13 protein-coding genes and 1 pseudogene are annotated in these 13,829 nt (G+C 52.2%); 9 read left to right on the top strand and 5 right to left on the bottom strand.

Annotated features, from left to right (window positions below; genetic code table 11):
• Position 1: 1 nt before the first annotated feature.
• The 5 genes and pseudogenes from T458_RS35330 to T458_RS35315 all read right to left on the bottom strand — a co-directional run bounded on the left by T458_RS35330 (position 2) and on the right by T458_RS35315 (position 4,524).
• Positions 2-718: an ankyrin repeat domain-containing protein gene (locus tag T458_RS35330; RefSeq protein ID WP_023555745.1), complete on the bottom strand. Its 717-nt coding sequence runs from the start codon at positions 716-718 to the stop codon at positions 2-4.
• 29 nt (positions 719-747) lie between these two features.
• Positions 748-1,989 (bottom strand): S-layer homology domain-containing protein, encoded by a 1,242-nt coding sequence (locus T458_RS35325; RefSeq protein ID WP_252989789.1) that lies wholly within the window; start codon positions 1,987-1,989, stop codon positions 748-750.
• Positions 1,949-2,227, bottom strand: a complete 279-nt coding sequence (locus T458_RS57555) for an S-layer homology domain-containing protein (protein ID WP_252989788.1) — start codon at positions 2,225-2,227, stop codon at positions 1,949-1,951. The genes T458_RS35325 and T458_RS57555 overlap by 41 nt, the downstream gene beginning before the upstream one ends.
• 124 nt (positions 2,228-2,351) lie before the next feature.
• Entirely contained in the window at positions 2,352-3,047 is a 696-nt protein-coding gene (locus tag T458_RS35320; RefSeq protein WP_023555744.1) for a response regulator transcription factor, read from the bottom strand.
• Positions 3,022-4,524: pseudogene (locus tag T458_RS35315) on the bottom strand (ATP-binding protein). Before T458_RS35315 ends, T458_RS35320 begins: the two are co-directional and overlap by 26 nt.
• A 231-nt stretch (positions 4,525-4,755) precedes the next feature.
• Between T458_RS35315 and T458_RS35310 the strand changes: the two are divergent.
• The 9 genes from T458_RS35310 to ltrA all read left to right on the top strand — a co-directional run bounded on the left by T458_RS35310 (position 4,756) and on the right by ltrA (position 13,754).
• Positions 4,756-6,108: an LLM class flavin-dependent oxidoreductase gene (locus T458_RS35310; RefSeq protein ID WP_023555743.1), complete on the top strand. Its 1,353-nt coding sequence runs from the start codon at positions 4,756-4,758 to the stop codon at positions 6,106-6,108.
• A 73-nt stretch (positions 6,109-6,181) separates the two neighbouring features.
• Complete coding sequence (locus T458_RS35305; protein WP_290367270.1) at positions 6,182-6,898, top strand: methionine ABC transporter ATP-binding protein; 717 nt, start codon at positions 6,182-6,184, stop codon at positions 6,896-6,898.
• Positions 6,895-7,563: a methionine ABC transporter permease gene (locus T458_RS35300; protein ID WP_023555742.1), complete on the top strand. Its 669-nt coding sequence runs from the start codon at positions 6,895-6,897 to the stop codon at positions 7,561-7,563. Before T458_RS35305 ends, T458_RS35300 begins: the two co-directional genes overlap by 4 nt.
• 28 nt (positions 7,564-7,591) lie before the next feature.
• Positions 7,592-8,428 (top strand): MetQ/NlpA family ABC transporter substrate-binding protein, encoded by an 837-nt coding sequence (locus T458_RS35295; RefSeq protein WP_023555741.1) that lies wholly within the window; start codon positions 7,592-7,594, stop codon positions 8,426-8,428.
• Positions 8,429-8,459: 31 nt separating this feature from the next.
• A complete protein-coding gene (locus tag T458_RS35290) occupies positions 8,460-9,485 on the top strand; it encodes an LLM class flavin-dependent oxidoreductase (protein WP_023555740.1) in 1,026 nt (341 codons plus the stop codon).
• 29 nt (positions 9,486-9,514) lie between these two features.
• Complete coding sequence (locus T458_RS35285) at positions 9,515-10,681, top strand: amidohydrolase (protein ID WP_023555739.1); 1,167 nt, start codon at positions 9,515-9,517, stop codon at positions 10,679-10,681.
• Positions 10,682-10,703: 22 nt separating this feature from the next.
• Positions 10,704-11,282, top strand: coding sequence for a GNAT family N-acetyltransferase (locus T458_RS35280; protein ID WP_023555738.1), 579 nt, complete (start codon positions 10,704-10,706; stop codon positions 11,280-11,282).
• Positions 11,283-11,318: 36 nt separating this feature from the next.
• Positions 11,319-11,843, top strand: a complete 525-nt coding sequence (locus T458_RS35275; RefSeq protein WP_023555737.1) for a YfiT family bacillithiol transferase — start codon at positions 11,319-11,321, stop codon at positions 11,841-11,843.
• A 654-nt stretch (positions 11,844-12,497) separates the two neighbouring features.
• The gene (ltrA, locus tag T458_RS35265; RefSeq protein ID WP_023554544.1) at positions 12,498-13,754 is read left to right on the top strand and encodes a group II intron reverse transcriptase/maturase; all 1,257 of its coding nucleotides are present in this window, start codon (positions 12,498-12,500) and stop codon (positions 13,752-13,754) included.
• Positions 13,755-13,829: the final 75 nt, after the last annotated feature.

The raw sequence follows: 13,829 nt of genomic DNA, 5'->3' as shown, positions 1-13,829 counted from the left end.
GTCACTTCGCCCCAGCGTTTGTCAGAAGCTCGATCATTTCCTGATACCCGCGCTTCTTCGCGTGCTGCAAGGGAGTCACGCCATCGTGATCAGCCAGGTTAACGTCAGCATCGTGATCGATCAACAGCTTCACAATCTCCTGATGATTTTTCCCGCCGTCGCCCAAAATCACGGCTTCCAGCAGGGCGGTCCAGCCCAGATTGTTGACGTGGTTCACATTGACATCGGAGTTGGCGAGCAGCTCGCGAACGACCTCCACATGGCCGCGGTCGGCAGCAGGAATCAGGGCCGTGCCGCCAAAACGGTTGGTGACCGTCGTATCGGCGCCAGCTGCGATCGCTGCTTTTACGAAATCGAGCTTTCCTTCCGCGCCAGTGTAAAGCAAAGGATTGTCCAGACGCTGATCCCGGATGTTGATGTTCGCTCCTTGTGACGCCAGGAACTGGAAAACATCGAGCTGGTCGGTATGAACCGCGATCATGGCAGAGGTTCTGCCTCTTTCGTCCGTGGCATCAATATCTGCCCCATCTGCCAGGAGCCGTTTGATCTCAGCTTGATCGCCGTGGTTAACAGCCTGTAGCAAAGACTCATTCAACTGCCCCATCTCCTTGTTCACCGCTTCGATTGTTTGCTGCTCTTCACTTTTGAGCAAGTCGTTCGTGTCCCCGCCGCATCCAGACAACGTGATGGCGAGTAAAAGAAGACCGACGCGCAGCATCACTTACCAGCACCTTTCCCGAATTTTACTCATTGCACCGCCAATTCGACCTGGGAGTTGCCTGCCCAGTCGCCAACAGGTGTTACGGTATAGGTAGTCCCTGCTTTCAATGTATCATTTTGCTGGAGATCAAACACGCCTGTAGCGCCTTTGCGGCTGGAATACTTATAGGTAGCCACGAGTTTTTCTCCGGCAGGGCTGGTCAGCTCTACTCTGCGCCCAGAAAATAGCTCGTCGCCTGGGTCTGAGCTCAATGTGACCGTAATCGAGTTATCACTGACGGCTTCTGCTTGGCTCAATTGCAGTGGCGCGATTTCTTCAGCCACAAAGTTGGGATTCGCAATCTCAGCCCACTCCGAGGTTACTGTGTATCGGACGCCTGGTTCCAGTGTCTGTCCTTCTGGAAGACGGAATTTCGGTTCTTGTTTGCCGTCCGTCGATTTTGTGAATGGTACGTAATTGGCTACGATGGGTTGACCGCCTTCAGGAGTGATCGTTACCTGACGAGCCTGCATGGAGGAGATGATCTGATAGGTTTTACCATCCGCGGCATCGTTTTCATCCAGCACGAATGCGTTTGCCCCACGGCCAGCACTGTAAGCGGAGATGACATACCCGTAATCTGTCACACCTGCCGATTTCAGCGCTTCGAGCTCGAAAGTACCGTTCGTCACCTGTCTGGCCTCGGTCATGTTTAGTTTAGTTCCTTGGCCCGCGAATGTGCCCGCTTGTTTCCCTTTATAGGTCAGCGTGTAGATGGTACCGGGTTTTTGTGGTGATGTAGGTACGATATACGTAGAGACAGAACCTGTTTTCAGACGAGGCATGTTGGTCAACGCTAGCCCGTCGCTAAATGCGAATTGTTCTTTTGATACAGCAAAAGCCTCGTCCTCCGCTGTCAAAGGAGCATCAAAGGTGATGATCAGCGTGATTGTATTCAGAGGACGTATGTCGGTGATGGTGGCAGTGGCAGAAGGAATCGCTTGATACGCCGTATTCAACAGATACGCGACTTCTCCGCGTGAAAGCGGGCCATTGGTGGCAGAAACGCGTTCCATCCAGTATTGGACGGATTTTAGGTCGCGTTTGAGAGCTTTGGCAATGATCTGCTCTAATTCTCTAGCTGTTACCGTGCCTTCTGGATCAAAGCGTCCCTTGTCAGCCTGGATAATGTCTTGTCCTACCGCACTTGTGACAAAATCGTAGTACCAAGCATCTTTTTTGACATCGTCAAAGCTTGGCAATTGGGTTCGTTTTTCTTTCCAAACCAAATGTCCGTACCACCATTTTTGCCAGCTCCGCACGTGTGACGGGTTGGTGCACGCCCATCGAGTGATCGGGATAGCCTTGCAAGACCCGCAGTTGAGTCAGTTCATTTACGGCTTGCTGAATTTCTTGCGAGGTTAATGGCGAAGCAGCTTGCGCGTTCAACGCTGCGAAGGGAAGCGTTCCTGCACTGACAGCAGTCGCAAGCAACATGGTAGCTAATTTCTTGGAAAAGGGATTCATCAGTAGATCCTCCTTTTGCATATCAAGGTAAGGTGCCTATACCTGTATCCTAGAGGAGAGACCTAAATTCCCAAGAAACCAGAGATTAATAAATTCTAAAATCCTTCTTAAATAACTCTAAATATTACACAGTAAAACGGTACCCGGCACCCCAGACGGTTTCGATATACTGTGGATTGGATGGATCAACCTCGATTTTTTCCCTCAGCTTGCGTATATGGACGGTGACCGTCGCGATGTCTCCGCTGGAATCCATTCCCCAGATTCGTTCGAACAGTTCATTTTTGCTAAATACGCGATTAGGATGAGTCGCTAAAAATTCGAGCAAGTTAAATTCCCGAGTCGTAAAGACAACCTCCTGGTTACGTACATAGACTCTGCGCGACTCTTTGTCGATGGTGAGACCGCGAATATGAATTTCCGCTTTTGAAACGGGCTCCTGCCTGGAGAGGAGCCGTTCATATCTCGTCAGATGGGCTTTGGCTCTGGCGACGAGCTCGCTCGGGCTAAAGGGCTTGGTGATATAATCATCTGCGCCGAGGTTAAAGGCGCGTATCTTATCGATTTCTTCTTTTTTTGCCGAGACGATCAGAATCGGAACTTCCTTGGACTGCCTGATTTGACTGCATAACGCGAAGCCGTCCATTCCGGGAAGCTGGAGGTCCACGATGATCAGATTGTAATCGCCATTCAAGGCCAGTTGAAGTCCTTCTGTACCCGTATGACATAAATCCACGTCATAGCCATTCAGTTCAAAATAATCCCGTTCCAGTTGGGCGATGGTGGTTTCGTCCTCAATGATGAGAATGGTTGGCGGCATGGGAATCTGGTCCTCCTTGTTCATTTGCGCGTTTGAGGGTAAAGAACAGGCTGGTTCCTACTCCCAGTTCACTTTTTACCCAAATGGAGCCGCCATGTCCTTCGATGATCTGGCGGGCGATGGCAAGACCGAGTCCGCTGCCGCCAGTCGAAGAATTGCGAGACTGCTCCGCGCGGTAAAAGCGTTCAAAAATATGCGGGACAGCCTCAGGCGGGATCCCCGTCCCGTTATCCCTGATTTCAACCGTCACCCATTGCGGATCGCTTTGAAGCGACAGTTGAATCGTTTTGTTCTCTTTGTCCATGAATTTTTGCGCATTTTCCACGATGTTGAGCAGGGTCCGTTTGATTTTCTCCACATCGGCGATCACCTTAGTGTCCGCATCGATCCGCTCCCCCCAGCCGATCTCGATCCCCTTTTTCTCCAGCGCATAGTGCAGCTCGTCGATGCAATCATCCAAGAACGGAACAATTTCCACGTGTTCAAACGTAAACGGCACCTGCTTCAAATCGAGCTTCGAGTAGAGGAACAGCTCGTCTACCAGCCTGTCCAGATCCACGGCCTTGGAGTAGATGATGTTGACGTACTTGTCCATTTTCTCCGGCGTATCCGCGACACCGTCTCGAATTCCTTCGATGTAGCCTTTGATATTGGTAATCGGCGTTCGCAAGTCATGAGAGATATTGGAGATCAGTTCCTTGCGATTTTCTTCATCCTGCAGACGAAGGGCGACAGATTCCTGCAATCGCTTGCGCATGTTCTCGAACGCTGCGTTGAGCTGTCCGATTTCGTCCTTGGAGGAAAGATCGAGAGAGAAATCCAGATTGCCCTCCTTGATCTGTTCCGCAGAGTGGCGCATGGAGTCGAGCGGTTTGATCACACTGCGGGTAATCCAGCGGTACAGCAGGATGTTGGCGATGACGATAAACCCGATAAGCAGAATCAGGAGAATCGGGAGGAGCCTGCGGGTCACTTCGGCAAACGGACTGCGCTCGCGAATGACAAACACACTTCCTTTGGCGCCGTCCGTATAGTGGAAATCGAATTTGGCATAAGCGTAGAAGCGTTCCCCGATGTTGAAGGTATTGCGGATCTGATTGTTGTTCAAATCATAGCCGGGCAGATGCTTGGCCAAATCAGGCTGATGAAACGTCTCGGATGCAAAGACCTGATTGCTCTCCCGGCGGATAAAAAGACCGGCGCGTACGGTTCTGAGCTGAAAATCATAGTCCTTCAGAAGCTGTTCGTCCTGCAGCTCATCCGGAGAGTTTTTGGCCAGGTATTTCAACTCGAGGAAAATGGATTCCTCCTCTTCCGTCTATGGATTGAGCTGATAATGGACTTTATAGAAATCCCGAAAGCTGTGCAGATCGCCAGTCGTTGCGATCGTGATTAATACGGCAGTCAGGAAAAACATAAGCAGGCTGATGACGAGCATGCCTGTATAGGAAAGCAAAAGCTTGAGCCGAATGGACACGGTATTCACCTCTCAGGGTCAAAGAAACATGGGGATGATGTCACATTCATTATATAGGAGACATTGCTGCAGTAAAGGGAATTCAATGGGAGAAGACGAGCTGCCACCCTAAAAAAGGAAAATAAGCAGTTGACTGGCAATGAAAGAGGTGGTAATGTTTTAGAAAATAATTCCGAGTAAACAGGTTTGAATAGTGTAATTTGAAATTGCGGAGAAAGAGAGGATAACCGTATGACCAGTAGACAGATCAAATTGGCAGCCTATCTGGTGGGGACGGGAATGCACGTCGCATCCTGGCGCCATCCAGCGGCTCAAGCAGATGCCAGCATTGATATTGATTTCTACAAAAGCCTGGCGCAGTTGGCTGAACGCGGCAAATTCGACATGGTGTTTATCGCGGACAGCCTGGGGATTAACGAAGCGTCCCATCCCAATATCCTCAACCGATTTGAACCGATTACACTGATTACGGCTCTGGCAGGGGCAACCGCAAAGATCGGGGTGGTGGCGACGGCATCCACCTCCTATATCGAGCCGTACAATTTGGCCCGTCTTCTGCTGTCCGCAGACCAGATCAGCAAGGGCAGAGTGGGTTGGAACATCGTCACGACGAGGGATTTGTCAGGAAATACGGCACGCAATTTCGGCCGGGAGGAGCATTTTGACCATACCCTGCGCTACAAGCGTGCGGAGGAATTCGTCGAGGTGATCAGAGGCCTGTGGGACTCGTGGGAGGAAGACGCCTTTATCCGGGACAAAGCAAGCGGCAGGTTTTTTGACCGGAGCAAGCTGCATCGCTTGGATCATCAAGGGACATTTTTCTCCGTCCAGGGCCCCCTGAATATCGGCCGCTCGCCGCAAGGATATCCGGTCCTGGTCCAAGCGGGCTCCTCTGAATCAGGACAGAATTTTGCGGCGAGTACAGCAGAGGTAATCTTTTCGATCAAATACAACCTCGAGGACGCCCAAGCGTTTTACCGCTCCTTTAAAGGAAAAGCAGCCGCAGCCGGACGCTCCCCAGACGATGTATACATCCTGCAAGGCATCTCGCCCATCATCGGCGGGACGGAGGAGGAAGCGCGACAGATCCAGCAGCAGCTCGACTCCTTGATTACGGACGAAACAGCGTTTGGCTTTTTGACGGACTATTTCAAAGGCATCGACTTTAGCCAGGCAACCCTGGAGACGAAATCGGCGGAGCTGGGGCTGGACCGCCTGCCGGAGACCAAAGCGGATTACCGGAAGCATCAGCCGGTTATTGCCAGGGAAAATCCAACCTTGCGTGAGCTGTACTCGCTGCTGACCGGTTCTCGCACCCACGATGGCTTCGTGGGACCGCCGGAAAAAATTGCCGCTACACTGGAAACGTGGTTTACGCAGAAGGCTGCTGACGGATTCATGCTGATGGCGCCTTTGCTTCCCGATGTTCTCGAGAGGTTCGTCGAGCATGTCGTGCCCATCCTGCAGCGCAAGGGACTCTTCCGCATCGATTATGAACGGGACACCTTGCGCGGACATTTTGGACTGCCAATTCCGAAGAATCGCTATATGGCTTCACCTGCCTTCCCGTTGAAAGGGCGGTGACAGCATGATCGCGATACGCAATCTCAGCAAGTCATACAAGACCCCATAGGGAGCAGTCACAGCCCTTGACAATATCAACCTGGAGATTCAAAAAGGCGATATTTTCGGGATTATCGGATTTAGCGGTGCGGGAAAGTCGACATTGATCCGTTGTCTCAATCGTCTGGAGGAGCCTGATCAGGGGGACATTGAGATCGAAGGCAGGCTGATCACACAATGCACGCCAGCAGAGTTGCAGCAAGCGAGACAAAAAATAGGGATGATATTCCAACACTTCAATCTCTTCGACTCCAAAACAGTCTTTCAAAACGTGGCCTTTCCGCTGAAAGTGGCGGGGCATCCCGAAGCACATATCCAACGCCGGGTGAGAGAAATCCTCGAGCTGGTTCAGCTCCAAGACAAGGAAAAGGCGTATCCCTTTCAGCTTAGCGGAGGCCAAAAGCAGCGGGTGGGCATCGCCAGGGCATTGGTCAACGAGCCAGACGTCTTGCTCAGCGACGAGGCCACCTCTGCATTGGATCCGCAAACGACCTACTCCATCCTGGAGCTATTGAAGGAGATCAACCGGGAGTTGAACCTGACGATCGTCCTGATCACGCATGAGTTGGATGTCCTGCAGCACATCTGCCGCAATATGGCAGTCATCGAACACGGCCGCATCGTGGAGACGGGGCCAGTCGACAAGTTTTTCCTGAATCCCGAGAGCGACACAGCCAGACGCTTTGTCAAAATCATCGAGTATTACCGTGAGCAAAGGATCGTGATGGAAGGAGTGGGGGCCGGCATATGAAGGATGATTTGCTCGAACTGCTGTGGCGAGGACTGCTGGAGACTCTCTATATGGTGCTCTGGTCCTCTTTGTTCGCGCTCTTGCTCGGGATGGCACTGGGAGTGGTCCTGGTTGTCACAGAAAAAGGCGGGCTTCTGCAAGCCCAAAGGCTGCACAAGGTGATCAGCACGGTGATCAACAGTGTACGTTCGCTTCCTTTTATTATCCTGATCGTCCTGCTGCTGCCGCTCGCCCGTTTTGTCGTGGGGACGACACTGGGTCCGACTGCCGCCATAGTGGCGCTGTCGATCGGAGCGGCTCCGTTTCTTGGTCGCATCATCGAGAACTCGCTGAAGGAGGTCAGTGTCGGGAAAATCGAAGCGGCGAGAGCGATGGGGGCGAATGCATCCACGATTATTTTCCGCGTGATGATTCCGGAAGCCCTGCCTGCCTTAATTCGCAGTATGACTATCGGTATTATTGGTATAGTCGAGTTCACTGCCATCGCCGGGGCCATTGGCGCAGGAGGGCTCGGCAGTTTGGCCATCCGCTTCGGCTATCAGCGGTTTCGGGAGGATGTCTTGCTTTCCACCGTCATCCTGATCATCGTGCTGGTTCAAGTTATCCAGTGGACAGGTGATACGGTCGCGGGACGGATCGAGAGAAAGCGCACCAGATTTGAATAATGGCAACCAAATAAGGAGTGGAGAGTTCATGTTCAAGAAAAAAGGCTTGTTCAGTGTTTCCGTAGTATCCGTAATCCTCGCTTCGCTGCTTGCCGGCTGCGGCTCGGGTACCAGTGCCTCAGAAAGCTCTTCCCAGCCGCCAAAGGAGGTAACGCTCAAAGTAGGGGCGGCTCCCGTTCCGCACGCGGAAATCCTGGAATTTATCAAGCCGAAGCTGAAGGAGAACGGGGTCCAGCTCGAAGTGATTGTGCTGGATGACGAGGGTCAGCTCAACCCATCCCTGAAAGACGGGCAAATTGACGCGAACTTTTTCCAGCACGTACCCTATCTGGATTCGGTCAGTGCGGAAAAAGGCTTCGACTTTGCCGTTACAACCAAGGTTCATGTCGAGCCGATCGGCTTCTATTCGCAGAAGCTGGGCTCTAAGGATGAACTGAAGGAGGGAGCCAAAATCGGGATTCCCAACAACCCCTCCAACGAGTACAGAGCATTGGTCTTGCTGCAGCAGCAGGGATTGATCAAGCTCAAGGACGGTATTAACAACTATGAGGCGACACCTAAGGATATAGCGGAAAATCCAAAAAAGCTGGAATTCATTGAGACGGAAGCAGCGACACTGCCGAGAGTTTTGCCCGACCTGGACGGTGCAGTGATCAACACCAATGTGGTATTGGAAGCCAAACTCGATCCCAACTCCGCGCTGTTCCGGGAAGACAAGGATTCTCCCTATGCCAACGTAATCGCGGTTCGCAAAGGTGACGAAAACCGCGAAGAGATCAAAAAGCTTGATGCCGCTCTGCAAAGTGCCGAAGTGAAAAAATTCATCGAAGAAAAATACGGTGTCGCAGTCGTGCCAGCTTTTTAACAGATTTTCTGATGAAAGGGGAGGGATTCAGATGACGATCCAATTGAGCTTGCTAGATCAAAGCCCGATTTTCCCGGGGGAGACTGCGGCTGAGGCTTTGCATCGCACCGTACAACTCGCCAAATTTGCCGAAGAGCACGGCTTTCATCGCTTTTGGGTGTCAGAGCACCATGATTCAGACTTGGTGGCTGGTTCATCGCCAGAGATTCTGATCGCGTATCTTCTTGCCCATACCGAGCGCATTCGGATCGGTTCGGGCGGGGTGATGCTGCAGCATTACAGCCCGTATAAAGTGGCGGAAAACTTCAATGTCCTCGCTTCCCTGGCACCGGGCCGCATCGATCTGGGAATAGGCCGGTCGCCTGGGGGATTGCCTCTCTCCACGCGGGCATTGCGGCAGGGAGCGGGCCCAGAAGGAACTGATCTCAAGGAAAAAATCAAAGAGGTGGAAAAATTCCTCACGAATTCGCTGGAGGAGGAGCATCCGCTCTACGGCCTTCGCGCCACGCCGGTTCCTGAGAAAGCAGCAGACCTGTTCATGCTGGGCACCAGCATCGCCAGTGCAGAAATCGCCGCTGAGCTGGGCTTGCCCTACGTTTTTTCCCTTTTTATCAATGGTGATGAGGATACGGCAAAGATCGCGATCGACACGTACCGCAACCAATTTCGCACGTTTCGCGGGACGAAGCGGCAGCCGATCCTGGCGATTTCCGTCATCGCGGCTGAAACGGACGAAGAGGCGGAGAACCTTGCCAGGGACATCCTGCTCACCAAGGTTCACCTGGCAAGCGGAAAAAGCTTTATCTTGAACACGGTGGAACAGGCGGAGGAATTCGGCAAGCAATCCGGGCAGGCATACACGATCGAGGTGCTGGAAGCAAAGATTTTGAAGGGCTCGAAGGAAACCGTGCGAGCGGGCCTGCTGGCTGCCAAGGAGAAATTCGGCGTGAACGAATTCATCGTGACATCGGCGGTCAAGGATTTTCAGAAACGGCTGGATTCATTTGCTTTCTTGCAGGCGGCCATTGCGGATTTGCAGCAGCAGACTGCCGTGTAAAGGGCTTGGAATAAGGAGGAAAATGGTCCATGGGACATCTGGCTCATACACGTATCGGTGCGGAGGAATTGGCGAACAGATTGGTGGAATATCGCCGCCACCTGCACCAGTATCCCGAATTGTCGGGAGAGGAAAGAAAGACCACAGCAAAGCTTCTAGAATGGCTCTCGGAAGCAGGGATACAGACCGTGGATTACGGGCTGGCCACGGGAGTGATAGCGGAAATCGGAAAAGGGAACAGCGGCCCGATCATCGCGCTGCGAGCCGATATTGACGCGCTGCCGATCCAGGAGGAAACAGGGTTTCCCTACGCGTCGCGCAATCAAGGGAAAATGCATGCGTGCGGGCATGATTTTCACACGGCGGCCTTGCTGGGTGCAGCGATCTTGCTGAAAAACAAGGAAAGCGAGCTTCAGGGCAAAGTGAGATTGATTTTTCAACCGACGGAAGAAAAGGCTGTCGGCGCGCTGCAGGTGATCGAGAGCGGGGCACTGGAAGGTGTGAAGGCTATTTTGGGCCTGCACAATAAACCGGATTTGCCGGTCGGCGCCATCGGCATCAAAGAGGGGCCATTGATGGCGGCAGCAGACGGTTTTGTACTGGAGGTAAAGGGACAGGGGACACACGCGGCTGTACCGGAAGTCGGAGTCGATCCCATCGTAGCCGCCTCGCAGATCGTTACGTCCCTGCAATCGATCGTAAGCCGCAATCTCAGTTCGCTGCAGCAAGCAGTGGTAAGCGTCACGCGTTTTCACAGCGGGACCTCCTGGAACGTGATCCCGGAGAACGCCGTCCTGGATGGGACAATCCGCACGTTTGAGGAGAATGCGAGAGCGACGGTGCGGGAGCGGTTTGCGCAAATTGTGGAGGGGGTTGCGGCGGCGTATCAGGTGAAGACACAGTTGCGCTGGATACAGGGTCCGCCGGCTGTTCGCAACGATAACCGGCTGGCTGAATTGGCGCGGGAGACAACTGCCGCTTTAGGCCTGACAGCGGTTGAGCCTGCGCAGTCCTTGGCCGGGGAGGATTTTGCCTATTATCAACAAAAGGTACCCGGACTGTTTCTTTTCGTAGGAACATCAGGCTCACGGGAGTGGCATCACCCAGCTTTTGATCTCGATGAACGGGCACTGCCCATTACTGCCGAATTTTTGGCGGAACTGGCTGAGCTTGCTTTACGTGCTTTGTCGGAGTAGCCGGGTCAGGAGAGGTGAGAGAATGAACAATTTCCGAGAATCCATAACAATCCGGGAAGCCGATGAAGCGGAGCAGGAAGCCGTGCGCAGCGTTATGTTGGAAGCATACGGTCAGTATGCGGATTTGTTTCCAGCCGAAGTGTGGAAGAAATACCAGCATGAGATCGGAAGCTCCGTCAGCGGGGAGGGGACAATCGCCCGGCTTGTAGCCGAAATCGATGGGGACATCATCGGAAGCGTCCAGTTGTATCCGTCATCGGAAGCAGCGTATCGGGGGACCGATATGGGTATCAACAGTCCTGTCATTCGTTTCCTATGTGTATCGCGAAGGGCGAGAGGAAAGGGCGTAGCGACTGCATTGATCGAGGAGGTAGTGAAGAGGTCTTTGGCGATTGGGGCTTCTTATCTCTACCTGCATACCATAGATATGATGGCATCGGCGATCCGCCTGTACAAAAGGATGGGCTTCGAACGAGCCTATGAGAAGGAGTATCACAACGGCCTGCACCTGGTGAAGTGCTATCGGCTCTCCTTGTCACAGGCGAAGAGAGTTGATGCAGCCGAGCTTATGGTTCTTATCCGCCCAGAGATTGGGATATAATGGATGAAACACAAGCCAATAGAGGAGGGGTAAACCATGGAGGAACTGCGCTATCCGATCGGATCGTTCCAAAGGCAGGACTCGCTGGATGTGGAGACAAGGGCGGAATTCATTGCCGTAATTGAAGATGCGCCCGTCAAGCTGTCGGAGGCGGTCTTGGACCTGACGAACGAACAACTCGATACACCTTACCGACCAGACGGGTGGACGGTGAGGCAGGTCGTACATCATTTGGCAGATGCGAATCTGAATTTCTTTTTCCGTACGAAGCTGGCGTTGACAGAAACCGAGCCGGTGGTCAAAACTTTCGATGAAGAGGGATGGGCGGAGCTGCCGGACAGCAAAGTGTTGCCGATTGAATTATCGCTTGCACTGATCGAGCAATTGAACCGCAGATTGGTGTTCCTGCTGCGCTCAACTCCTGTGGCTGATTTCGCCCGAACTTTCCGTCACCCGGTGAATGGCGTTTGGACGCTGGACGCAGCTCTTTCGTTTTCTGTATGGCATAATCTGCACCATACAGCGCATATTACGAAGCTTCGTGAGCGGAAGAATTGGTAGAGGGGAATCGGTAAAAGCGGGATTACGCAACGTCGCTCGACGAGATCTTCTTTTGAAGGAAAACCAGGGTGGGGAAATTCTCCATTCTGGTTTTTTATGGTGTGCCCGGCATGGGCGTTGTCTCTAGGGTGAAAGTCCCGAATGGCGAAGGCAACAGTAGCCACTAGCTTACGACAAGGGTGTCCACCGCGAGGTGGAATCTGAAGGAAGTCTGCGGCAAACCTCCGGCCTGAGGAACACGAACTTCATATGAGGCTAACGATAGCTGGATGAGTCTGCCATACAAGACGAAGTCCATGTTGCCAAAGGCTATCGGGAGTAAATGAAGCAGGTCGATGGAGGGAAAGACAACGTTCTTACCCGGGGAGACCTGACTGGGACGCCATGCCCTCATGGTAACCTTCTCCGCTAGGAGAAACTGAACGGTCAGGAGTCAGCAGAGGCCATAGTACCGGAGTAGAGGACGCTTGAAACGGGAAGGGCCGAACATTTAGGAAGAACGGGACGCTAGGCGTTCACTCTTTATGATGATGCAGACAATCCAGATGGACTTACTTGAAGGAGGAAATGGTGAATCCATGGGGGACTTCAAGAGGGCGGAATAGAGAGTGGCACAAGTAGAAAGAACGTTCACGCGAAAGGATATCTGGTTTTATGATGGGACAACTGCTGTCACGGGAAAACCTCCTGTTGGCACTAAAGCGAGTAGAAAAGAACAAAGGAAGCCACGGTGTGGATGGTATGTCCGTAAAATCCCTACGTCAACATATCTTATCCAACTGGGACTCCCTACGAGCGTCATTGGAGAATGGAACCTATGTACCTTCGCCAGTCCGACGAGTCGAAATCCCGAAACTGAACGGTGGTGTTCGGCTATTAGGCATTCCTACCGTGACCGACCGTCTCATCCAACAAGCAATTGCACAGGTTCTTTCTCCGATATTTGATCCTATGTTCTCCGAACATAGTCATGGATTCCGTCCAAGAAGACGGGGACATGACGCAGTCAAGAAGGCACAGACATACATCGAGGAAGGATACCGTTGGGTCGTAGACATGGATCTTGAGAAGTTCTTCGATAAGGTAAACCACGATAAACTTATGGGGCTTATCGCAAAACATGTCAAAGACAGAACTATCCTAACCCTCATCCGACGCTATCTCGAATCAGGGATTATGGTTAATGGTATGGAAATTGAAAGCGATCAAGGGGTGCCGCAAGGTGGCCCGTTGAGTCCGCTCTTATCCAATATCATGTTGCACGAACTCGACAAGGAACTGGAAAAGCGGGGGCTTCGATTCCTTCGCTACGCAGATGACTGCAACATCTATGTGAAGTCAAAGAAGGCAGGAATCCGCGTGATGGATTCCGTGACCACGTTCATTGAGAGAAAGCTCAAGCTAAAAGTCAACATGGAGAAAAGCGCCGTTGATCGCCCATGGAATCGTAAATTTCTTGGTTTCAGTTTCACGGTGAACAAATCGCCCAAGATTCGAATAGCGAACGATAGTCTGAAGCGAGCAAAACAGAGGATTCGGGAGATCACCTCCCGCACTAAACCACTCCCAATGGAATACAGAATTGACGATCTCAATGAGTACCTTACAGGTTGGTGTGGCTATTTTGCCTTGGCTGATACCCCTTCGGTGTTCAGCCATCTTGACGAATGGATTCGAAGAAGACTCCGAATGTGTCTCTGGAAAGAGTGGAAGCGCCCGAAAACAAAAGTAAAAAGGCTTATCTCCTTAGGAGTTCCCAAGGAAAAAGCCTATGAATGGGGCAATTCACGAAAGAAACAATGGCGAATTGCATGTAGTCCAATTCTTCACCGAGCATTGAATAATGCTTACTGGCGTAATCAAGGTTTGAAGAGTTTGTCAGACAGATACACCTATTTGCGTCATACCTAAATGAACCGCCGTATACCGAACGGTACGTACGGTGGTGTGAGAGGACGGGGGTTAGTCACCCCCTCCTACTCGATT

The organism is Brevibacillus panacihumi W25 (assembly GCF_000503775.1).
Lineage (GTDB): Bacteria > Bacillota > Bacilli > Brevibacillales > Brevibacillaceae > Brevibacillus > Brevibacillus panacihumi_A.
The sequence above is the reverse complement of the archived record's forward strand: the minus strand, read 5'-3'. Positions and strand labels throughout refer to the sequence as shown.